Genomic DNA, 22,926 nt, shown 5'->3' on the forward strand with positions numbered 1-22,926 from the left:
GTCAGGGATTTCAATAAACGCATTTGCATTGATGACTTGTTATCCTAAAAGTTTTTTACCTTGTTAGTATGGTGACTTCTACGTTTAAGGCTAAACACATTCTTAAAAACGTATCTAGCCTAGGAACAACTCTAAGGTTTTCGATCTTGCTGATATGGCTCGCTGATGTATCACAAAATGACGCTAAGTCTTCTTGGCTCATATTAATTCTATTTCTTTTACTTCTTAGTTCGTTGATCAATTGGCAAGTTGAGCTTGATGTAAGATCACTTGAAGAGGGAAGCGCATTTACGTTATTAGGCTGCATGGGATTGTGATCAGAAAGTATTTAATGCAATTAGTAGAAATGGTACTGAGATTTTCGTCCATTTATATGTAATTTATGACAAGCTATTGTGTGAATGAATGACATAAAATTAAAAATAATTAGCTCTCTTATCAAATAGTATAAGAAGAATTATGAGGTGGGAACTTTTAAATTATAAAATAATGATGAATATTTCCTATTTCCATTGGTTATATGAGATTTAGTAAATGCATTTATTATTTAGAGAAAAATTCAAACATAAGTATAGTGTCCCAGTTTTATTCTTAGCTTCTTTTTTACCACTGAAAAGTAATGCATCAGTTGAAAAAATTGAAATACCGACTTTGCATCAAAGTGGAGTTGTTAACGTTGGGCAAAGTATTACGGGAAGCGTTAATGGAAGCATGGGATTGAACCTTTATTCTGCAACGGGGGAGAGGAACAATTACTATTGGATTGACGCTACAAGTAACGAACGATTGATGGATGGTATCTTGTATACACCGAAACAAGTTGATGCTGGGAGAAGCATTTCTCTATGTTTAGACTCGTTGTGTTCTGCTTCCGTTTATGTGAACTCTCCTGATCGGTTAAGAACTGCTAATGATTTTATTGATTATCGAGACTGGTGGTCTGTGAGTCAAACAGTTCAAGATAATGTTGTACTGAGTGCAGATAGCGATATCGGCATTACAGTGGATTTTTCATATATCGGACCTACTGGGGATGACGAAGAAGGTTCAAAAGTTGGTATTGGCTTATGGTTGAGTCTGATACAAGATAAAGTTGATAAAAAAGTTATAGCAACTCAGGTAAGTGAGGGCACCAATACTCCGGATCTAAGTGGGAAAAAGGTAGACGTTCAAGCATATTACGAATTGAAGAGCCTTAATTTGGCTCCAGTAAATGTGGTAGAGATATGTGAGGATGTTTACTTTGATGTAGGTAGCACAACTTGGAATGCGTGTACTACTAGGATTGTTGCTGAATCTGATTGTGATCCGTACTGCCGTCCACCTACTAAACAACAGTTTGATGTTCTTTTCCCTTCGACATCGTTCAAACATGAAGAGGATGTTTGGAATGCAGATAAAACTGCGAAAAAAACTTACACAGCAGCCCCGTCTTTTGAAGGAGATGAGCATCTTCTAAATTCATATTGTAAAGCACTAGGTGGCAAGATAAGTGCACTTTCTGCGGCCGATATGCAAACCCTTGTCAATGAAGATATGGATGAGATTGATGCGACTTGGCCTGGAGAAACAGGGTACTGGTCAAGCAATCACATCGAATCCGGTTTCGCTGTCACTGGTGGGTGGGGAGAAGTCACTATGCTAAGTGATGATCTTTCCGTTCAAAAAGCACCTCGCTCTTTCTATAAAGGATATTATATCTGTAAGAAAAATACGGATTAATATTTATTGTTAGCACTATTGCTTTATTTTTACAAGAAATGCTAGCAATAGTTTGTTCTATTTAATAAGTGTTGGTTAGCGAGATGTTTTACTTTTTAAATTCTTGCTAACCAATTTTAATCTGTTTCATTTAACATAGGAAACTGAGCTTCTTAATTATAACTCATCAGAAGATTTAAAAACCTATTAATTAATGAAATAAGGTAACGAACAAACGGAAAGGTATTATTAAAAAGTTTTCATTTATTTTGTTTTATATATTAGTGGGTTCAATACCCCAGAAAGCACTATCCGGAACGTCAGCATCAGCGCTAGACAATTTAGGTAATCTAGAAATAGTCTCCGAAAGCTTCTCTATAACGCGACAAAGCATGGGTACATCTGGGCAGTATGTACTTTTTTCCTATGTTGATGGTGAGTTGGCGACGAACTTTGATAAACAAGGGAACTCTCAAGATATCTACTGGCAAGCTGAGAATGGTGTCAAACTGAGTAGCAAAGTTTACTTAACCAGTAACACTATTGAAACCAATAAAGTACGATTTTGTATTGATAACAACTTGAAGGTTCAGTGTTCTGAGTATGTGAGCAGTCCTGTAAGTACTAGACAGATCATTGAGAATACAGGCGGTATTGAAATCGATTTTGTTGACAGTGATAACCTTATGGTGGGTGTACAACCAGAGTCCTACTCTCAGTCTATTGATGGGGCGGGAGTGTTTTCGTTCATTTACCAAGAGCACTTGGATCAAAATGAACGCGTACTAGACAATACGATTAGTTATTTTGTCGATGAACAAACATTGATAGGCAAAGCTGTTACTAACGAAACAAGCTCTATTAAAGCTTGTGCTGTGGGTGGTTTTTCAATTGGTAATCCGACTCTTGTAAGTGATTGTTCTCCTTCGTATCAAGTTGATGATGGGGTAGGTGAGACAGCCTTGTGTCTTTACGAGCATGCACACTATAAAGGGCGAAGTCTTTGCTACTCCACCAAAGATATAAACAAACCTTTGAAACTTCCTGCTGACTTTAACGACATCACGTCATCTTTCACTATTCGTAATGGGTATCGTGCGACTTTAGTTTCTGACTATGAATTTGGTCGAAAAACTAAATATAGGACTTATTACAAGGATGAAAGAATCGTTAAGCATCTGAATGATAAGACATCTCTGATATTGATTGAACCTGATGATAGTCTTGCCTGTTTTTACGAAAATGATGGCTTTACAGGTAAGCGTTTATGCGTTGCACCAAAGAAAGCGGTATACGACTTGAGTGATAATTACATCTACACGTTTTCCGCGATGACAATATCTCCACGTCTAACTCGTGGCTACAAAATCAAGTTGGGTAAAAAACGCGGTAAACACCATTACTATGGTTGTTACCGATGGACACGAATCTGGCATTCTTCAAGTCACTACAATGATAAAGCTGCAAGGATCTGGGTGAAGTAGTTGTAATTCGTCACACAATGTGAAGACACATTTCAGGACGGGTCAGTCAAAACAAAAAAGCTCCGAGATTACTCGGAGCTTTTTTAATTGCCTAAAGGTGACTAACTAGCCTGTGGAGCAGGTTGCTGGTTGGTAACCTCGGTTTGTTCTTGTTGTACTTCCTTGGCAAGGATTTCATCTTGTTTGCGTTGATGCTCCATAATTTGTTCGTAGTTTTGCTTAAGGTATTGGAGTGTTTTAACCGCCGCGATGAAGAACACTGGCACGATCAATACGATGATCAGTACAGGGAACGCTTTAAGGATATTCAAGTCAGCATTAATCAGTAAGAAGATGATTGGTAGTGCTGTTAGCAATAAGCACCAGAACAGACGAAACATTGGGTTTACGTTTGCTTCTTCATCTAGCTGTTTAGTTGCGATGCCTGCTAGTGAATACGAGGTGCCATCTAGTGTTGTTACTGTAAACAGAATCATCGTGACTAGGTAGATAGCAGTTAGCAACATTGGAATAGATGTTGAGTCAAATACTTGCTTCACCAACTCAGGTGGCTGACCTTCTCCAATCAGTTTGACACCATCAACGACGCCGTTGTTTACAAGATCCATTGAGAAGGTGCCACATACACCGAAGATAACAGCAGAGCCCATTGTGCCGCCAATCACTAGGATTAGAACCACGTCTTTTAGCTTCTGACCTTGGATGATCTTAGTGATGAAGACACCTACACCCGGTGAGTAAGAAATCCAGTTCGCTAGGAAAAATACCGTCCAGTATTGAGGGAACAACGTTGTGCCATATGGATCTGTGTTGGTGCTCATGCGGATGTATTCAGTCAACATGATACCAATGCCATTGGTTAAGTTGTTCATGATCAGAGCTGATGGCCCGATGATGAAGATGATACCAACAAACGCTGCACAGATATAAATGGTTGCACTAGATAGGCGGGCCATGCCTTTCTCAATGCCGATGTAAGAGCTGAGAGAGAAGATCACTGACAATCCAAGGATAACGCCAATACCCAACATTAAATTGTCTGGAATGCCTGTTAAGCTCGCTAGGTTAGAGGAAATCATCGGGATGCCCAAACCTAATGTTAATGCGGTTGCGGCAAGCGTTGTGATGATGAACAGTAGGTCAATAAACTTCTGAGCCCAAACTGGAAGGCGATCATTAAAAAGTGAGTTGATAACACCACTTAGGCTCATGCGTCGGCTTTTCTTTAGGTAGAATACGACGGCGAATGGGACGGCTACAATTAGGTAGATAAACCAGCCTGCAGCGCCCCAGTGGAACATGTTGTAAGCCGTAGCGTATTCCATTGCCATGGCTTTATCTGTAATACCGAACTGAGGGTCCATGAAGTAGTATACCGCTTCAATAAAGCCCCAGTACATGGTGCTTGCGCCCATGCCCGCAGACAATGCCATTGCGAACAGTTGGAATTTCGTAAACTTAGGTTTGGTGTCGCCCATACGAATATCGCCATATTTAGAAAAGGCGAGGAACAATAGGGCACCTGTTGCGAAAAGTGTGTACCAAAGGAAACCAGAACCGAAGTTAATGACGGTAAAATCTAGCATGCCGCTCATGGTGCTTTTTACGGCTTCTGGGTATACCACTGCAAGAATACCTAGAAGCAGTACAAATCCAAAACTGCCAAAAGTAAGTTTCCAGTCGATTTCTGAAGTATTCAATTTCATTGTGACTTTCCAATATTGTCTATTAATGAGAATACTCGGACGGCCTTGTTTATTGTCACTGACACTCAGGGCGTCTGCCTTTCTCCCGTTCCCATACGAGTAATTAGAAAGGCAGACAGTGTAGGGTTAGAGGGATGTCAGTCTTTTGCTGTCTCTGTATTAATTGTTTTTGTCTTGAAGCTGCGGTTTATTCGAACACGTACGATGCCACAGACATTTCTTTCACTTTGTCCCAATCCATTTCAACACCTAAGCCGTTGCCTTCAGGAGCACGGACATAACCTTCTTTGTCGGTGCGGATAACGGTTTTCGACGCTAGCTCAAAGTCTTCGTAAGGGTAGAATTGTTCAAAGAATTTACAGTTGTTATGCGCAAGAGCGACGTGCAGGTTTGCGGCTTGCGTTAGCGTGTAACCCATTGATTGGATCTCTAGGTTCTTAGAGAAGCCCTCTGCAATGTGGAAGCATTTGTTTAGAGGCGTAATACCACCACAAACCGTCGCGTCTTGGCGAATGTCAGACCACATCTCTTGTGATAAGGCATAGGTCACTTCTTGCAGTGTTAACAAGCAGTTACCATGGCTAGAAATCTCAAGGTCGGTATTTTTAACTAGGCGTTTATAAGTGTTGTAGTCGTAATCAGAAACCGGTGCTTCTAACCACTCCCAGTGGTAGCTTTCTAGACGTTTTGCCATTGCCATTGCTTGTTCTGGCGTGTAGAAGGTTGCCGTATCAAGCATGAATCGAATGCCAGTTTTCCCGTAACGAGCCTGAACTGCGTCAACAAGGGCAACGTCCTTTTCGTACACGCAGTAGCAGTGAAGCTTGATTGCTTTAAAGCCGTGTGCAATACAGTCGTCTAGGTACGGGAAGTACTCTTCTACGGTGTCGAACATTGGCGTCGATGCATAAGACAACATTTTGTTTCGAGCGCCACCTAAAAGCATGTAAAGAGGCATGCCCGCTTTTTTGCCTTTGATGTCCCATGCTGCGATATCAATTGGCGCTTTAGCTGGCAGACCACCCCAAGTACAACGCGCCATTAACCAGTTGTAGAGCTCTTGAGTTGCCAATGGATTTTTACCCAGTAAACCTGGAACTATGGTGCGTTGAGATTCGATAATGCAACGGTCAAAATCATTCTCTGTATAGCTGATTGTTGCGCCTAACCCCTCTGTACCATCGTTACAAATTAGACGGACGATGTTATTGGTGTATAACAAAGGTTCTTGGTTATCTGCCCATTGTACAGGTGCTGCATCGCGGTCTGCTACAGCGTAAAGTTCTACACGTTCAATTTTTAGATCGGTCATTTTTCAGTCCTTACAGGCGTGAGCCATTTTTAATCATGGTGGCGCGAATCTCCGCGACATTTAGGTCACGAATCGCCGTATTTGTATCAATCGCTTGTGCAGCAGCAATGCCCGCTGCATGACCAAGCTCAAAGCATTGCGCGGTGACGCGAGCAGAAGCAAGGGCTTCGTGTTCGGCGCTCAAGCATCGACCAGCAACAATGATATTTTCACCAACCACTGGCACTAGCGTGTGGAATGGGATGTCGTAGTAATCGTTAATTAGCCAGTGCAGTTTTGGTTTGTCGCCGGAGTGCAATTCGATAGGCCAAGGGGTACGGCAAATACCGTCTTCACGCTTGCGACAGTTAACAACGTCTTCATTAGTTAGCGTTTCGATACCAACAATAGAACGCGTTTGACGAATGCCAACTTCTACACCGGTGTCGACAACGAATGCCTGTTCACAACCAGGAACAAAGTTGTTCAAGAAACGGGCGTATTCACGAACTTGGCGACGACCAAACACTTCAGCTTCTGTGAAATCTTCAGGGTCAATAACGTTCAGCATGCGTCCATCTTGACCTGCAAGTCGTGTCGCATTGACCATCAGTTCATTCGCTCGTGTGGTCGGAAAAATCCAAATCTTATGACGTGGCAACTGGTATTCGCCGCTTTCGTTGGCTGCGAGAATGTTTTCGGTGACTTTCGGAGGGCAGATCGTGTCGTTGCCGTAGTAGTCAAGGTAAGTGTCCATATCGACACCGCCAAAACGGAAGAACATGGTTGGGTTTTGAATACGACCATTGTCGCCAAAGTAATAATCCATACCCGCACGAGCTACCACAGCAGCATCACCAGAAGCATCGATGATCTGTTGACTTAAGATGATACTTTGACCTGCGTTTGATTCGATGACCACGCCTTTAAATGCATCGCCTTCCATGATCACGCCAGTGACTGACGTATGGAATAGAGTTTTGACATTTGCTTGCTCTAGGAAATCATCAGCAACTTCACGCCACATCAAAGGATCGTGCGTCACTGTGTACGTTTTACCGTAGCGCTGTGGAGCAGTGACACCACCTTTGTTTTCTAATGCTTGACGAAAACGTTCTGTAAAACCGAATACTACTTGTTCTGGTTGTGCATTTTCATCGTCCGATGCCATGTACATACCGCAAATAGTGCCAGATAAGCCCGCGACGGCAGCACCACCGCAAAAACCGTATTTCTCAATTAGCCAAGTGTTCTTACCTAGACGACCAGCCGTTTCAGCTGCGGCAACACCAGCAGGACCTCCGCCAATGACTAACACTTCTACTTCAGCCAAAACAGGTAGGTCAGGAGTGTGTTCATAACGACGGATAATGTTCCAAGATTTCATTCTTACCTCACTAATAGATGACTGATGTTCATCTGATATATCAGTTGTGTGTTTTTAATATATTCGGATTTCTTTTTTTGGTACAATGGCAAAACTTCTTATCGTGAGATTGCTCACTAAAAGATTGATCAATGGAATAGGAACGAGAATGACCGTAAATTCAGTCAATAAGACAGAAGTTGCATACAGCAAACTTGAAAAAATGATCATCTTCCGCGAATTAGAACCAGGGAGTATGGTCAGTGAAAAACAGTTGGCAGAAGAATTAGAACTTGGGCGAACGCCAGTTCGAGAAGCGTTACAAAGATTGGCTTATGAATGTATGGTTGAGATCCACCCGCGACGTGGAATTCAAATCCCAGCAATCTCTGTCGAGAGCCAACTAAAGATCTTAGAAGTCCGTCGCGACATTGAAGCCTTATGTGTCAACTACGCTGCCTCGCGAGCAAGTGTTGAAGAGAAACAGCAGATGTTAATGTTGGCTGAGCAGTTAGAAGCTTGTGCAGAAAACAAAGATGATCTGCTTTACGCGTCTTTACTTAAAGAAATCCATACCTTGCTCGTCAAAGCTGCATGTAATGAGTATCTACAGCTAGCAATGGCACCACTACAAGGCTTATCCCGCCGCTTTTGGTTTGCATTTAAAAACCAAGACTCAGATTTGGTTGAAGCATCTTCTCTTCATGCTGCAGTTTTACGTGCTGTCAGCCATACTGATGGCGAGGAAGCGGTCGCGGCATCACATCGTCTCAATGACTACCTAACTGATGTGGCTTATCGAACGATTAAACCGAGGAAATAATGCCGTTTTGGGTCCGTTTGATTACAGCAACAAAAAAAGCGGCATTGAGCCGCTTTTTGAATTTCTTTGTCTTAGAATCGCAGAGATTAAGGTTGTTGCTTAGTTGGTGCTAGTGCAATTTCACGGATACAAACGTTTTGTGGTTGCTGATAAGCAAATACAACTGCACGTGCGATGTCATCAGCAGCTAGCACGCCGCCCATATCTTCTTTCCACGCACCGTAACCATCTTTGATTTCTTGCGATGTAGTGTGAGAAAGCAGTTCAGTTTCTACTGCGCCTGGTGCGATTGTTGTTACGCGAACGTTTGATGCTGCTACTTCTTCACGAACGTTTTCAGAAATTGCGTGAACCGCGAATTTAGTACCACAGTAAGCCGCATGGTCTGGGAACGTCTTTTTACCTGCGATTGAGCTGATGTTGATGATAGTACCGCTGTTACGCGCTTTCATTGGTGCTAGCACAGACTGCATGCCGTTTAGCAAACCAAGTACGTTCACGTCGAACATACGTTTCCACTCTGATGCATCTTGTGTGTCAATTTGACCTAGTAGCATCACGCCTGCGTTGTTTACTAGTGCATCAGCAGGGCCAAATTTCTCTTCTGCTTTAGCAATTGCCGCTTCAAACGAAGCTTTTTCAGTAACGTCTACTTTTTCACATAGCGTGTTTGGCAGGTTTAGTGCTTCTAAGCGCTCTACACGACGAGCAAGAAGAAGAAGTGGGTGACCTTCATCGCTTAGACGGCGTGCGATAGCTTCACCAATACCAGAACTTGCACCTGTGATTACAATCAGTTTTTTCATCTTTTGTTTCCTTCATCTCTTCTTTTGAGAATAGTTTTTGTATGAGAGCAGCTTTTAATCAAGAACACCTGTTTCGCTGCAATGTGGGTATATTAAGGAAATGGTGTTTGTTGATATATATCGCTTTAGGTAAAACACTGTTGCCATATAACAACAATTGGTGGTAACTTTATGAAAATTAGGCAATAAAAAAGGCGCACTAGTGCACCTTAGTTTGTGTATTTAGTGATTAAGTTGGTTGCTCTTGGGTACAAACGACGCTATTGTCGCTACCAAAGCCATTAGGCACGTATGCGTCTGCTTGCGGATCGTTTTCCCATTCAGCTTCGTCAAATAGATAACGGAACTGGATATTTTGTTCCTTCGGCAAGCGCGTTTTAAATTTAAATTGGCCACTTTTCTTCACGAGCTTCATTGGTTCTGGTTGCCAGTTGTTGAAATCGCCTGCAATTTGAATCGACTCCCACTGATTTTTGTCTAGCTCGAACGTGACTTCGACTTCATCTTTTGTTTTAAAGAATCTCTTTTTAAGCATTAATCTTTCCTTGTTTGTACAAAAACTGATCTAACTATTACTCAGGTTTCATAGTGATTTCAAGTTTTATTGGAATCGTAGTCGGTAACGAAAGTAAGAATCTTCTGGTTTATGAGGGTGTTACTCATCGGATAACTTGTATGAAAGAGTGGATTCTGTATGATGAGTATTCACCATATTTTAAAGAAGTTGTATGTTGAGTTTTAATCGTACATTAATGATGACAATGCTTTGCTTGTTGGCCATGCTGCTAACTGGTTTTGCGTCAAGTGTACGTGCGGCTACGGCACCGATTGAACATCATACGTTACAAACGGCTTCTGATGACTTTCATCATCCATTAGGTACTGAACGAACGGATTGTGTTGAGTCTCATCAAGATGTGCATGTCTTAGAGAAAGGACAGCAACCACATACCAGTTGTACCTCTTCATGCCTCGTTAAAATTCCCACGAACCTTTTGCAAGATGAACAGATACAACTCCCTCATCGTCTTGCTTTGATCGACAAAGCGCTCACACCGAAAGCGGTGCTCGTTATTTATAAGCCTTACCGTCCTCCAATTGTTTGATTCCCGCCTCAATCATTGACCAGCCCAACTGGCGTTTTATTTATTAATGAGAATGGCACAGGTGTGCCTAAAGGAATCAAACATGAAAAAGCTACTCGCGCTATGCAGCACCCTTTTATTGGCATTTACTGCCCACGCAGCACAATTTGAAGAAGGTAAGCACTACAAGGTCTTAGATGTAGACAAGGCCAGCAAACCGACAGTAACGGAATTCTTCTCTTTTTATTGCCCCCATTGTTACAAGTTTGAAGCAGTGATTGACAACATGAAGCCAGCATTACCGAAAGATGCAAGTTTTGAGAAAGTTCATGTTGCTTTTATGGGCAGCGATATGGCCGTTCCAATGGCTAAGTCATACGCAACAATGGTGTCTTTGGGCGTAGAGAAGACGATGGTACCGGCGATGTTTGCTCAAATTCATCAAAAGCGCCAAGCGCCAAAAGATGAAGGTGAACTCAAGCAGATTTTCGTTGATAACGGCGTCGATGCGAAGAAGTTTGATGCGGCTTACAACAGCTTTGCCGTTAACTCAATGCAGAAGGGCTTTGATAAGCAGTTCAAACAAAGCACATTAACGGGTGTTCCAGGTGTATTGGTCAACGATAAGTACATCGTTATCCCTAATGAGATTCGTACTTATGATGAATACAACGAGTTAGTTAATTACCTACTGACACTATAGTTTTTGAGAAAAATAAAAATGGCGACCATCGAGGTCGCCATTTTTTATGTTCATTTTGCGTTAGCGAAGCACAGCCGTACAAGCTGCGGTTGGCATATCAGTCATAAAGATCGCATTTGGATAAAACAAGCTAGCAACAGTGACGGCAACGTTACAAGGCTGAGCGATGGTGGTTTTCACTACGTTGTTAAGAACCACTCCGGTGGTATTCACCGTATTGACCGCAGCCTGTTGTGCTTGATAAGACACGCAACCTGCTGTTGCATTGATCACTGCGGTACTAAAAAGAAGTTTACGAAAAAACATATTCATATCCTTTGTGAATGCTTTTGAGATACTTATATGACCATCCATTCATAATTAAAACAAAACGGTGTTCAAAATTACGCACACTTCACGAAATGAACATTGTTTTATATAACTTGATGAGTTTTGTGATCTGGTAGGTGGACAGACCAGTTTAAGCAATTAAAACCAACCCATGCATAAGTACCACACCTGTCGTGAGCTTGCCTCGCATCATCTGATACCCTTTTGGCTCTGCCTCTTTTTCTACTCTTCGAATCAGCTTTTCTGCGTACCAAACGGCAATGTAGCCAGCAGCCAATAACAGAGTCGCGATGACATAATGCTTGTTGCCTTGTAGCAGCGCTCCCCAAGCAAGCAATACGAATAAGTTACTTAGCACTAAGGAATTTCGACTCAATCGATGGTAGAAATGATCAATGGCGTTTCCCCAAAGTACCCCGGAAAGAAAACTCAAAATCACCGCACTGTAAGCAATAAAAAACTGCTCCCCTGATAAGTTAAACAAAGTCCTTTCTGTAACGATGAGAACCAAGCTGAACAGAAAGGGCAGCAGTCCTAAATAACCCAATTGCAGCATTGTCTTACGTGTGGTCGTCATGGCAGCCTTCCTTAAAGTTGCTGTTCAATCATGTTAGTAAGCGTAGTACTTGTTGGAGAGGTTGAACTTGGGAAGGTCGCAACGACTTTACCTTCTTTGTTGATCAAGAACTTGTAGAAGTTCCACTTCGGAGTAATGCCCGCTTGAGTACTGATCTCGGCGAATACTGGGTTTGCATCCTCGCCAAGAACAGAGGTTCGCGCCATCATAGGGAAGGTAACGCCGTAGTCGAGATAGCAAATTTTAGCGGTTTTTTCTTCACTGCCACGATCTTGACGAAAGTCGTTACTAGGAAAGCCCACAACGGCAAAGTTTTGATCTTTGTAAGTCTGATGCAACTGCTCTAATTGCTCGAATTGAGGGGTAAAGCCGCACTGGCTCGCGGTGTTCACGACCAGTAGCGTTTTGCCTTTGAAGGCGTCACAAAGCTCTATTTCTTCCGTTGAATTTAAAAGTCTTTGCTTTCCTTGCAAGATATCTGGACAGCTCGATGCAAAAGCCAAAGAGCTGATGGAGAGTAGTGTTGCGGTAAGTGCGCTGCGAGTGATTCCCTTCATGATGTTGATTCCTTTTGTTTTTACTAAGTATAACTACTCGCAAAGGAATCAAATCGATCAAAAAAGCCGCTGAGTTCAGCGGCTTTCGACTAGAGCAAATGCGTGTTGATTACGCTAGCTTCAAATCAAATTGATTACGGTACGCAACCATGTCTTCGATGGTGAGTACTGGCATGTTGTGTAAACGACCAAACGCGACGATCTCTGGTGCTTTTGCCATGGTGCCATCTGGGTTTGTCACCTCGCAAAGCACGCCTGCAGGCTGCAAACCGGCCATTTGCATCAGATCGATAGTGCCTTCTGTGTGACCACGACGAGTCATGACGCCTCCAGGGCGAGCACGCAAAGGGAATACATGACCAGGGCGAGCTAAGTCATCTGGTTTTGCATTTGGGTTTGCTGCTGTTTTGATAGTTGTTACACGGTCAGCGGCAGAAACGCCAGTTGTTACGCCTTGCTTCGCTTCAATAGAAACCGTGAAAGCCGTTTGGTTTGCGCTGTTGTTGTTCACAACCATTGGTGGCAGTTCCAATTTGTCTGCTTGAGCGTCTGTCAGGCATAGGCACACAATGCCGCTGCACTCGCGGATCATCAGAGCCATTTGCTCATTAGTCAGGTGCTCTACGGAATAAATGATGTCGCCTTCGTTTTCACGATCTTCATCGTCGAGAAGAAGCACGCCACGGCCTTCTTTTAATGCGATAAGTGCTTTTTCAACGCGAGTAATTGGGTCGCCAAATTCGGCAAGTAGTGATGACTGATTCATGGTTAACTCCTAAATATCACCAGAATCAGGGCGGTATGAGAGATCGTCACATTTTACGCATGCACTGAGCCACCAACGGTAAGATGGCACAAACCCACGCAATAAAAAATGCGATCCAAAAAGAAGTGCACCAGTGTTCATCAACACAGAACGTTGAGGAAACCGCTGATGTTTTCTTATTCTCTTTCATCCGGACTATAACCGTCGGCTCTGGCATCTCACCAGATCTGCTGACCTCGACGAATCGAGCGCTCGCGGGCTCACTCAAAAGAGTATACCGCCGGTGGGGAATTTCGCCCCGCCCTGAGAACATTGAATCCAACCAATATGGTTAGAAGTAAAAAACTCCGACACTCAAATGAGTGGTCGGAGTAGAGATAGTACTGCGAACGCCTTGGCTTGAAAAGTAGATTGCAACTACTTGATGGAAAAGTGCGCTATCTGCTGAAGTGATCAGTTTTGATAAAGTGATCAATCTGCGCAGGTACATAGGTGTTGTAGATAAGGCTAGTGTGAGTCTGTTTCGTCTCTATATGATCTTGCATGCCTTCTAAACGTGTTTCATCAACGGTAACTGTGCCATCAGACATGGTGTTGTCTTTATGCATGAGAATAGGCCTTGCGCCAATGCCCATTGTGCCTGCGATGCTGCCGAGCTTTTGTGGGAAAGTCCAAACATCTTCGTGCTTGTTAAGGCCGTGATACGGTGAGTTACCAAGCATCGCACCGAATCCCAAATCTTGAATGCGAGTGACGATAGATGCGCCTTTCAGTGGCGAGCCAATTGCGATAACGTGGGACACCAGACTTGTCGATGGCTTTCTGTTCGCGAGGTATCGTTTAATCATCAAACCACCTAGGCTATGACCCACCAACACATTTACAGTGAGTGGGTTGAGCGCCTTGTCGATCGAATCAAACAGCGATTCTTCGTTAATTGAAACCGTGTTGTAACTCAACACTTGGGTCTCGTAGCCCAGTTTTCTCAGCTTTTGGCTAAGAGGCTGCATGACCAGCCCATGCATATAAAGACCATGTAAGATGATGATTTTCATAATACCTCCTAGATTTATGACGTTGATTTTATCCTACTAGATTCTCCACAAGACTACTGTCAGCGAATTAGCAAATCTTGCACTTCTTTTTGTAACAAATGGCGATCTAACATGGTTGGTTGCAATAGCTCACCAATATTGACTTCGATACGAGACCAAAAGCGAGTAGGGCGCTTCGTTAATGCATGTCCATTTCTGTGGCTGAAGAAAGAGCCCCACAAGCCTTTTAAGGCCATTGGAATCACTGGAACTGGTGTACGTTTTAGAATCTTCTCAACACCTGATCGGAACTCGCCCAGTTCGCCATTTGAGGTCAAACGACCTTCAGGGAAGATACAAACTACCTCGTCGTTATTAAGAGCTTGCTCAATCTGTTTGAAAGCTCTTTTGTAAGTCTCTGCGCATTTGCGTGGCGAGCAGATTGGGATAACACCGGCATGACGAAAAACATATTTAAGAACAGGCAGTTCACTGATTGACTTGTCCATCACAAATCGAACTGGGCGGGTTGATGTACCCATTAGAATCAAAGCGTCCACATAGCTCACATGGTTTGCCACAATCAGCGCAGCGCCTTGTTCTGGGATATGCTGACGACCGGTTACCGAAACTCGGTACAGACAGTGGCTTAGCAAGTAGCTAATAAAGCGCTGAGTAAACTCAGGTACTTGACGGTAAACGTAGATAGCCACGATGAAGTTACCGACGGCCAAAATGGCAAATAGCTCAACAATAGAGAACTCTAAAACACTTAACACCAAGATAGAAACAGCAGCGGAAGCGACCATAAACAGTGCGTTCATGATGTTGTTTGCTGCAATAGATTGAGCGCATTCGTCTTCTTCTGAGCGCGATTGGATAAACGCATAAAGGGGAACAATAAACACACCTCCGCTCACACCAACTAAGAATAAGTCGATCATTACTCTAATATGCGAAGGCTGAGCAACAAAGCTTTGTACATCGTAATAGTGACTTGGGAAAGATTCGATTGCAGGTACTGCCCATAGTAGGTCGGCACTGAAAATCGTTAAGCCCAAAATACCAAATGGCAGAATACCCAGTTCAACTTGATTGAAAGACAGCTTTTCACATAACCATGAGCCTGTCGCGATACCAACTGAGAAAAGAGCCAACAACAGAGAAACCACAGTACTGTCTGCAAATAGGTGTTCACGAGCAAAATTTGGGAATTGAGTCAGGTAAGTCGCACCCATAAACCAGAACCAACTAATCGCTAGAATCGACATCCAAATACCGCGTTGTTTTTGTGCCAGTTTGAGTGTTTTCTTCAAACCAGTAACAGGTTCGAATTTTACTTGGTCACTTTTCTTACTTGGCAGAGAAGGGATGTTTGCGCTGCTTAAAAAGCCCAGTAGTGACAGCGTAATCACAATGCAAGAGGCGATAAGCATACCATTTGGAATCGCAAGCAATAGACCTGCGCTTAATGTACCAATCAGGATAGAAAGGAAAGTCCCAATCTCAACCCAAGCATTGCCTTTCACTAGCTCATCAGATTTTAGCGCTTGAGGAAGTAGAGCGTATTTCACAGGGCCGAAGTAAGCCGATTGAGTACCAGTCATGAAGAGTAGAACCAGCATTAGAATGGCACTTTGCATCATGATAGCCGTCGCTGCACAGCTCATGATCACTAATTCAATCAGTTTTAAGCGGCGGATTAACTTGGCTTTATCCATGTTGTCGGCAATCGCACCGGCGTGGGCAGAAAACAGAAAGAAGGGAAGAATAAATAAGCCAGCCGCAAGGTTAACAAAAAGATCGACCGACATCGGTAGTGAGTCAATTTGGCTGTAGGTCACCATCAACAAGAGAACATTCTTGTAGATATTGTCGTTCAGTGCACCAAGGCACTGAGTCACGAAATAGGGGAAGAATCGTTTAGTGAGAAACATGCTGGCTCCGTAATTGCAAAATCGTGTTGAGATGGGAGCACTTTAAAGGCTTGGCTTTGGGAAGCCAGTGTGAAGAAAAGAGTTACGTTATGAGAAACCAAAAGTAACACTTTGCGATACTTTTTATTTCATTAATTTGTGATATTGCACGGGTTGGTGCTTATATACGTTACGAGATGAGCTTAGTGTCGAAACCAGACGCTGAGCATTCTCAATGTGACAAACAGAATAAAACCAGAGAGTCCAATAAAGCCTAATGTCACCAAATAAAAGAACAGGCGCACCAAGCGAGCTTTCATTCGTTTGAAAAAACCGAGGCTCGGCGTAAGTTCAGGAACATGCTGAAAGCTTGAGATCATCACCCAAGCGGCAAGCGCCCACAACGCCGTTACGCCACTCGGAATAAGATAAGACTCCTTAACCACATCAGAAAGTTGCAGGAGTGTGGCAATGAATACCGCAAAACCACCAAACGCGATGAGCATGAATAAAGGGAGAATAGGTCTCGTCTTGACCGATAGGCTTTTGAGTTTATCGAGCATCAGGTAGTACCTATTTGCGTTCCCAAGGGTTAAACAGCGGGAATGTCCAACGACGCATCGCAATCACCAGAGAGGTTCCGTGCTTCTCGTCCATATCCAGTGAATCGTCGCTCTGACAGATCTGATAAAACTCATCAATGACCTTTTGTAGCTTTTGCTGCATCTTCTTGTTGGTTGGCAAGCTCATTAAGCCCGTTGCCATCACTAGCTTTTCATCCTCAGCAGAGAAATAGCTCTGGAAGAAAGCTTCTTGAACTTGTTGCTGGAAGAAACGCTGAATAGGGCCACCTGTGTGCCACTTGAAAGTCGGGGAGATACACAGACGAATCTTGTTACCTGGCAGCAAGTCGATGATATTGAGACGGTCGAGTTGGGCGAGCTTTTGTATCAGCTCTAACTCATCAAAGGTGTATTGCTCGATGATTTGTTCGAAGCGATAACCATTGACCACACAAACCGCAACCAACAATAAGCCTTTATCTTCAACCAGCTGTTTTTCTTGTTCTAGCGTGAGCGACTCCAACCCTTTGTTGTGCGCTGCTGCCAGTTTAAATAGCTCTGCCATTTCTAACCCAATCAGCTGACAGATACGCTCCAAGCGGTCGAGGCTGATTTGACTGCCTTCTGCCAATAAGCGTTTTACCGAGCCTTCGCTCAGTTCCAAGTGCTGCGCGACATCGATATAGTGTAAGCCAGATTGCTTGAGTTGGCGTTTGAGCTCTTTAATTAGGTCGTGACTTTCCGACATATTAACCTTCTACTTCTTGGCGCAACTGCTCTAGGTAAGACTGCATAAACGCTTTACGCTTCAAACCTTCTTCATATGCTGCTTTGGTGTTCATCGTCTCGACTATTTTAAACAATTTGGTTTGGAAATGATCGATGGTGAATCGTTTATCTTCCAATTCTCGATGCTCTGCAAACATGTCCTGTTCGTTATATAAGGCAGCATCAAATAACGTGCTCACTTGAATACAGCGTGTCACACCAATTGCACCAAGCGCGTCTAAGCGGTCTGCGTCTTGGACGACCTGAGCTTCCAACATATTTGGTGTAATGTTGGCGCTAAAGCTGTGAGATTCGATCGCGTGGGCGATAGCGTCATGGTACTGAGCAGGGTAGTCGATGCTTTCTAGAAACGAAATCGCTTTGGTCGCCGCAATCGTTGAGCTTTGTTTGCGGTTCGGGTGATCTTTTGGATAAGTAAAGCAATCGTGCAGATACGCAGCAGGTAATACAACGGCTAAATCTGCGCCTTCTTGTTCTGCTAGCTGACGAGCGGTTTTGACTACGCGTTGTACGTGACTGAGGTCGTGAGCGGCATCAGTTTGCATCTCTTGCTGCATAAACTGTAGGAACTGGGGCTCAAATTGGCTGAGCTCTGCTAGGTTGAGTTGAGACATGGATTTCTTCTAAAAAAATAAAGGCTTAGACAGAGTATGCCTAAGCCTTTATTAAATTGCCAAATGAGACGTTGTTATTGAGATGTTGCGAAGAAAGCCTTGTTGTTTTACAGGGTGCGAGTGAATCGGAACGTTTGTACTTTTTGTTCTGCTCCGTCGATGTAAGCGTAGCTATCGATGGTCCAAACGTTTGGACCTGCAAAACCTAGCTCGACACGCACATCACCCGTCGGAATACCTTGGTAAATGACGTCGTTAATGTTCATCGGGTAGAAGTTGTAGCGATGGTTTTGTGATTGTTGTTCACCAGCAAAAGCAACCGATACATCTTTTGCTTCATTGGTCAGCGTCAATTGGTAGCCTGCTTGTGGATCGAACGTGAACGCGGCATTAAGGTCAACACCTTGCGAGTTGGTCACCTTAACATTTGCTTCTGTTGTTTTTGCTAACGAGCCGTGTGCCGACAGACCTTCTAAACCTTTGAAGTTGCGATTGTGGTTCTGGATATTTACGTTCCAATCACCTACAAAGTTATCGATCTCTTGCCACTGTTGCGGGGCATTGGTTGCTGCTGTGTTCTGACCACCGTTAATACCACTAATCGCGTCATTGCGGCTGTCGTGGCGAATGTTGTCACGGTTATTGTGAATATCCGCGCCCGCACCTGCGACACCACCGGCGACACCACCCGCAACTGCGCCTTTCACGGCAAGCTCAGCATCCCCCGTCAAAGCGCCCATCGTCAGACCTAAAAGTGCACCACCTGCAGCGCCTTGTTTTGTTAATGCGTTTGGATCATCTTCTCCCGGAGTCACGCATCCTGCAAGTAGGGGAAGAGATAGCGCTGCGACCAATGTAGTTTTGTTGAAAATGTTCATGTATTTCACTCCGAGATGTTTGGTTCGAAGCTATTATTGAACGCTGTTTGATTAGGAATCTACTTATCTCGCTGATAACCGACAGTTATCACGCAAAAGTTTTGTTTGCTATAAGGCTCAAAATTTTTCTGTTTGGCTCGATTTGATGGAGGAAAAGAAAAGGGTCAACATTGCTGCTGACCCTAGGTTTTATTTTATTCTTTATTTTATAAGCACTAATTTTGACGTTGTTAGTGTTAAATCTGTGTTTGGGCGATTTGCAGCATTTTAGTATAAAGCTCAACTAACTCCCTAACTTTAGTGTTTGTTACGAAGGAGTGCAAATATTTATTACGCAAATTGTCTATATTATGAAATTTAATTTGAATGCAATTCACAAAATTTCACATTCAAAAACACATTCAAACCATGAAATGTCTCAAGTTTGAGCCCACCATAATTAGGATCTATCTTTCATGATCCAGATCAGTATTGATATCTCTTTAGAGGGATAGCATTCACGCGAAAATTGATAATTATAAATTGAGTCCGAGATATGCAGGATTTATATGAGCTAGAACGTAAGTTGGTGGAATACGGCGCAGATATGAAAGGCTTAAAGGTTGTACCTGCCATTGTTGATGAAGATGGCAAGGTTGTTTATTTAGGGAATACACCTTCGTTGCTAAGGAATGTCATTAGTTGCCGTAGACACCTAACACAGCGCGTGAAGAAATAAAAAAAAGGGTCTGATTCAATCAGACCCTTTTTTTGTTTAAAAGCTCAGTGATTAGCGTTTGTAAGTCACTTGCTCTTGCTCACCAAGGTGAATGTGTGTTGTCGCAGGCTGTGTTTCTGCAATCACTTTACCGTGACGAACAGAGTAACGAACTGGCACCTGACGACGTACTGCGTCAAAACCATTTTCTGCAGGAAGAATCAGTAAACTACCTGGCTTACCTGTTTCAATGCCGTGCTTGTCTTGAATGTTCAGTGTACGTGCTGAATTCGTGCTGATCAGATCCAGTGAGTTATTGATTTGGTCGTAACCCATCACCTGACACACGTGCAGACCCATATGCAGCACTTGTAGCATGTTTGCAGTGCCTAGTGGGTACCAAGGATCGAAGACATCATCGTGACCAAAACACACGTTGATGTTTGCATTCAGCATTTCTTTCACACGAGTCACACCACGACGTTTCGGGTAATCATCGAAGCGGCCTTGAAGGTGGATGTTCACCAATGGGTTTGCAACGAAGTTGATGCCAGACATGCGTAGCAGACGGAACAGGCGAGATGCGTAAGCACCGTTGTAAGAGCCCATAGCCGTTGTATGGCTTGCGGTTACCTTGTGGCCCATGTTGAACTTGTGCGCTAGCGCTGCAAGCGTTTCAACAAAGCGTGATTGCTCATCATCGATCTCATCACAGTGTACGTCGATCAAACGGTCGTATTTCTGTGCCAGTTCGAAAACGTAGTGTAGAGATTCAATACCGTACTCACGAGTGAATTCAAAGTGAGGAATCGCACCAATAACGTCAGCACCCAACTGAACCGCTTCTTCTAACAGTTCTTTGCCGTTCGGGTAAGACAAAATACCTTCTTGCGGAAACGCAACGATTTGAATGTCTACCCACTCTTTCATTTCTTCACGGACTTCTACCATCGCTTTTAGGGCAATTAGGGTAGGGTCAGAAACGTCAACGTGAGTACGAACGTGCTGTACGCCGTTTGCAATTTGCCACTTAAGCGTTTGCTTCGCGCGTGATTTCACATCTTCAATCGACAACATCTCTTTGCGCTCAGCCCAACGCTCAATGCCTTCGAAAAGCGTACCTGAAATGTTCCAGCTTGGCTCACCTGCTGTTTGCGTTGTGTCTAGGTGAATGTGAGGCTCACAGAATGGAGCGACAGCCATGCCGCCCTCTGCATCAAGCACTTCACCTGTGTAATTTAGCTCTACATTATTGTCTTCAATACGCTTGAATTGACCATCCTCAATCAAAATTTGCTGGAGACCTTCCTGTCCCTTTAGCGTTGCGTTCTTGATCAATAGTGTTGTCATGATGGTTCCTTACGCTGGCTGCTGTGCCAGTGTCTTTTTATTAAGAATAGGATTTAGAATCAGGTAGCTGATTGTGCCGCCTAGTACCGCATTCACAGGCACGATACCCGGAAGGAAGTGACCTGCTGCAACACCAATCGCCACAGCGATAATGCCAGCCCAGTTAACCGTTTGGAACTCTGCTGCTGCGAAATTTGTGTAACGTTTACGGTTCATGAAGAAATCCGCAATGATTACGCCACCAATTGGTGGAATTGCAACCGATAGGAAGGTTAACCAGCCTACAAAGTTATTGTACAACCATAGTGCACACAATGTACCTACTAAACCGTTCGCCATTGAGATGTATTTACTTGGCAAACCAGTGATGTTGGAGAAGCCCAGGCCTGAGGCGTAAAGCGCGTTGTCGTTAGTTGTCCAGATGTTCAGGCCAAGTACGATGATGGCTGGGATAAGAAGGCCTTGTGCAATCATTACTTCCGAAATGTCTGATTGACCCGTTACCGCTGCACCAGCTGCGCCGAAGATGAACATCAGTGAGTTACCGATAAAGAACGCCACCATGGTGACCATCACTGCGCCTTTTGGCTTTTTGCCGAATCGAACGAAGTCTGCGGTTAACGTACCCGCACTGACAAATGAGCCTACGACCATAGCAAGAGCGACAGAGAAATCGATTGGCTGCGAAGGTTGTACTTTTTGAAGTTCTGCTACGCCACCAACGCTATTTACTGCTTCCACTACCGAGTAACCGCCTAGTAGGGCAATTGCTGGTACGGCAATCGCCGATAACACCATAAGTGCAGAGATACCAAAGTAAACCGTTGCGGTCATGAGTAGACCAGAAATGATGATAAGCGTGTTTGTATCGATGCCTGTTGCCTTGTTCACTGGAATCGCAAACATCGCTACGCCAACACCAAACCAACCAACTTGTGTGCCGCCAAGAAGTGCGGAAGGAAGCCAAGAGCCTTTAGAGCCAAAAGAGAAACGAGCAAGGAGGTGAGTAGAGAGGCCAGTAGAAGCGCCGATGTAACCGAGGAAGGAAGTGTAAATACCGAGGATTAGGTTACCAATGAGAACAGCGAGGAAGAAATCATCAAAAGAAAGGCCAGTACCGAGCGAGCCGCCCGTCCACATACTTGCGGAGAAGAAAGTGAGTCCCAACATAACCATGGTTAATGATGCCACGCCTTTTCTGGCAGTGTTAGGAACCGGTCCGAGACTGTAGTTATTGTCTGCAGCCATTTTTACCTCCGCATAAAAATTAAAACTAATTATAGATCCCAATTTCTGGGCAAACGGCGCGTATTATCGTGATGTAAATCTCATAGTCAATGAGTTTTTTGTCATTTAAACGTTTACTTTACGCTTTCATGATTTTAAGTCCTTTATAAACATAAGGTTATGATTTATTTATGGAATGAAAAAAATTCCAATTTCTACAATCTACGGTGGGTAAATATGTAATGAAATCGGTATCATTTGGTTCGTGGTGGTATTTAAGTTGATTTTATATGTTTGTTTATGAATGTATGAAATGTTGGGTTTTTGGCATCAAAAGCAACCGTTTTCTTTTGGTGGGCGTTCTACTTTGTTCATAAATCAAACTTAAATTATAGAAGCTGAATGTAATTATGATGCCTTAGTGTTTAAATGCTGCTGAGTTGATTGTTTTAAGTGGTTTTTGTTTGTGTTTTCTTTCATGTAATCGGTTGTATTTTTTTGTTGGCTGCGCGTTGGTCAATAGTGGAATGGTGAAATAGCGATTTTCTGATACAAAAGAAGTTAAAAAGTAATGGAAACGAACTGGGTTGATGAGCATTTATGCCCGCCTAGAAAGTATTTTCTATGAGAGATAGTTGAGTTCTGAAAGGCTGGAGCGGAAGT

Annotated in this window: 23 protein-coding genes and 1 riboswitch; of the genes, 6 read left to right on the forward strand and 17 right to left on the reverse strand. The window is 43.5% G+C overall.

Annotation, left to right across the window (positions count from 1 at the left end):
* Positions 1 to 534: 534 nt before the first annotated feature.
* On the forward strand, positions 535 to 1,722 hold the full coding sequence (locus ATB76_RS02095) for a hypothetical protein (protein ID WP_042600179.1): 1,188 nt from the start codon (positions 535 to 537) through the stop codon (positions 1,720 to 1,722).
* A 371-nt stretch (positions 1,723 to 2,093) separates the two neighbouring features.
* Complete coding sequence (locus ATB76_RS02100; protein WP_061034503.1) at positions 2,094 to 3,185, forward strand: hypothetical protein; 1,092 nt, start codon at positions 2,094 to 2,096, stop codon at positions 3,183 to 3,185.
* Between the two features lie 101 nt (positions 3,186 to 3,286).
* Here the strand turns inward: ATB76_RS02100 and ATB76_RS02105 are convergent, their stop codons facing one another.
* The 3 genes from ATB76_RS02105 to ATB76_RS02115 all read right to left on the reverse strand — a co-directional run bounded on the left by ATB76_RS02105 (position 3,287) and on the right by ATB76_RS02115 (position 7,569).
* Entirely contained in the window at positions 3,287 to 4,891 is a 1,605-nt protein-coding gene (locus ATB76_RS02105) for a BCCT family transporter (protein WP_061034504.1), read from the reverse strand.
* A gap of 187 nt (positions 4,892 to 5,078) precedes the next feature.
* The gene (locus tag ATB76_RS02110; RefSeq protein ID WP_061034505.1) at positions 5,079 to 6,203 is read right to left on the reverse strand and encodes a mandelate racemase/muconate lactonizing enzyme family protein; all 1,125 of its coding nucleotides are present in this window, start codon (positions 6,201 to 6,203) and stop codon (positions 5,079 to 5,081) included.
* 10 nt (positions 6,204 to 6,213) lie between these two features.
* Positions 6,214 to 7,569 carry an FAD-dependent oxidoreductase gene (locus ATB76_RS02115; RefSeq protein ID WP_061034506.1) on the reverse strand — a complete coding sequence of 452 codons (1,356 nt, stop codon included), beginning with the start codon at positions 7,567 to 7,569 and terminating at the stop codon, positions 6,214 to 6,216.
* Between the two features lie 148 nt (positions 7,570 to 7,717).
* Here ATB76_RS02115 and ATB76_RS02120 point away from each other — a divergent pair, with 148 nt between their 5' ends.
* The gene (locus ATB76_RS02120; RefSeq protein ID WP_038877687.1) at positions 7,718 to 8,371 is read left to right on the forward strand and encodes a GntR family transcriptional regulator; all 654 of its coding nucleotides are present in this window, start codon (positions 7,718 to 7,720) and stop codon (positions 8,369 to 8,371) included.
* 86 nt (positions 8,372 to 8,457) lie between these two features.
* On the opposite strand, the gene ATB76_RS02125 is transcribed toward ATB76_RS02120, so the two are convergent.
* A complete protein-coding gene (locus ATB76_RS02125) occupies positions 8,458 to 9,177 on the reverse strand; it encodes an SDR family oxidoreductase (protein ID WP_005442483.1) in 720 nt (239 codons plus the stop codon).
* 229 nt (positions 9,178 to 9,406) lie between these two features.
* Positions 9,407 to 9,712 carry an isoamylase early set domain-containing protein gene (locus ATB76_RS02130; protein ID WP_045423704.1) on the reverse strand — a complete coding sequence of 102 codons (306 nt, stop codon included), beginning with the start codon at positions 9,710 to 9,712 and terminating at the stop codon, positions 9,407 to 9,409.
* A gap of 193 nt (positions 9,713 to 9,905) precedes the next feature.
* Here ATB76_RS02130 and ATB76_RS02135 point away from each other — a divergent pair, with 193 nt between their 5' ends.
* Positions 9,906 to 10,283 (forward strand): hypothetical protein, encoded by a 378-nt coding sequence (locus ATB76_RS02135; RefSeq protein WP_038867315.1) that lies wholly within the window; start codon positions 9,906 to 9,908, stop codon positions 10,281 to 10,283.
* Between the two features lie 82 nt (positions 10,284 to 10,365).
* Positions 10,366 to 10,965 carry a thiol:disulfide interchange protein DsbA/DsbL gene (locus ATB76_RS02140; protein WP_061034507.1) on the forward strand — a complete coding sequence of 200 codons (600 nt, stop codon included), beginning with the start codon at positions 10,366 to 10,368 and terminating at the stop codon, positions 10,963 to 10,965.
* 60 nt (positions 10,966 to 11,025) lie between these two features.
* On the opposite strand, the gene ATB76_RS02145 is transcribed toward ATB76_RS02140, so the two are convergent.
* The 10 genes from ATB76_RS02145 to ATB76_RS02190 form a co-directional block, all read right to left on the reverse strand.
* Positions 11,026 to 11,271: a hypothetical protein gene (locus tag ATB76_RS02145; protein WP_005433479.1), complete on the reverse strand. Its 246-nt coding sequence runs from the start codon at positions 11,269 to 11,271 to the stop codon at positions 11,026 to 11,028.
* Between the two features lie 154 nt (positions 11,272 to 11,425).
* A complete protein-coding gene (locus ATB76_RS02150; RefSeq protein ID WP_061034508.1) occupies positions 11,426 to 11,872 on the reverse strand; it encodes a DUF3429 domain-containing protein in 447 nt (148 codons plus the stop codon).
* A gap of 11 nt (positions 11,873 to 11,883) precedes the next feature.
* Positions 11,884 to 12,429, reverse strand: coding sequence for a glutathione peroxidase (locus ATB76_RS02155; protein ID WP_041053583.1), 546 nt, complete (start codon positions 12,427 to 12,429; stop codon positions 11,884 to 11,886).
* Positions 12,430 to 12,538: 109 nt separating this feature from the next.
* The gene (gene ribB / locus ATB76_RS02160; protein WP_061034509.1) at positions 12,539 to 13,195 is read right to left on the reverse strand and encodes a 3,4-dihydroxy-2-butanone-4-phosphate synthase; all 657 of its coding nucleotides are present in this window, start codon (positions 13,193 to 13,195) and stop codon (positions 12,539 to 12,541) included.
* A gap of 174 nt (positions 13,196 to 13,369) precedes the next feature.
* A riboswitch (FMN riboswitch) is annotated at positions 13,370 to 13,510 on the reverse strand.
* 122 nt (positions 13,511 to 13,632) lie between these two features.
* Positions 13,633 to 14,250 carry a cob(I)alamin adenolsyltransferase/cobinamide ATP-dependent adenolsyltransferase gene (locus ATB76_RS02165; protein WP_045423696.1) on the reverse strand — a complete coding sequence of 206 codons (618 nt, stop codon included), beginning with the start codon at positions 14,248 to 14,250 and terminating at the stop codon, positions 13,633 to 13,635.
* Between the two features lie 59 nt (positions 14,251 to 14,309).
* On the reverse strand, positions 14,310 to 16,166 hold the full coding sequence (locus ATB76_RS02170) for an MFS transporter (protein ID WP_061034510.1): 1,857 nt from the start codon (positions 16,164 to 16,166) through the stop codon (positions 14,310 to 14,312).
* 182 nt (positions 16,167 to 16,348) lie between these two features.
* Positions 16,349 to 16,708 (reverse strand): hypothetical protein, encoded by a 360-nt coding sequence (locus ATB76_RS02175; RefSeq protein WP_038867321.1) that lies wholly within the window; start codon positions 16,706 to 16,708, stop codon positions 16,349 to 16,351.
* Positions 16,709 to 16,718: 10 nt separating this feature from the next.
* Positions 16,719 to 17,456: a helix-turn-helix transcriptional regulator gene (locus ATB76_RS02180; protein WP_061034511.1), complete on the reverse strand. Its 738-nt coding sequence runs from the start codon at positions 17,454 to 17,456 to the stop codon at positions 16,719 to 16,721.
* A 1-nt stretch (position 17,457) separates the two neighbouring features.
* Entirely contained in the window at positions 17,458 to 18,111 is a 654-nt protein-coding gene (locus ATB76_RS02185) for an HD domain-containing protein (protein ID WP_061034512.1), read from the reverse strand.
* Between the two features lie 107 nt (positions 18,112 to 18,218).
* Positions 18,219 to 18,989: a hypothetical protein gene (locus tag ATB76_RS02190; RefSeq protein WP_042600191.1), complete on the reverse strand. Its 771-nt coding sequence runs from the start codon at positions 18,987 to 18,989 to the stop codon at positions 18,219 to 18,221.
* A 535-nt stretch (positions 18,990 to 19,524) separates the two neighbouring features.
* On the opposite strand from ATB76_RS02190, the gene ATB76_RS02195 reads away from it, so the two are divergent.
* Entirely contained in the window at positions 19,525 to 19,707 is a 183-nt protein-coding gene (locus ATB76_RS02195; RefSeq protein WP_009704791.1) for a hypothetical protein, read from the forward strand.
* Positions 19,708 to 19,758: 51 nt separating this feature from the next.
* On the opposite strand, the gene ATB76_RS02200 is transcribed toward ATB76_RS02195, so the two are convergent.
* Together ATB76_RS02200 and codB are read right to left on the reverse strand one after the other, a co-directional pair.
* On the reverse strand, positions 19,759 to 21,036 hold the full coding sequence (locus ATB76_RS02200) for a cytosine deaminase (RefSeq protein WP_038877668.1): 1,278 nt from the start codon (positions 21,034 to 21,036) through the stop codon (positions 19,759 to 19,761).
* A gap of 9 nt (positions 21,037 to 21,045) precedes the next feature.
* Entirely contained in the window at positions 21,046 to 22,284 is a 1,239-nt protein-coding gene (gene codB, locus ATB76_RS02205) for a cytosine permease (RefSeq protein WP_042600193.1), read from the reverse strand.
* Positions 22,285 to 22,926 lie beyond the last annotated feature (642 nt).

Source organism: Vibrio sp. MOR3 (assembly GCF_001557775.1).
Classification (GTDB): Bacteria; Pseudomonadota; Gammaproteobacteria; order Enterobacterales; family Vibrionaceae; genus Vibrio; species Vibrio jasicida.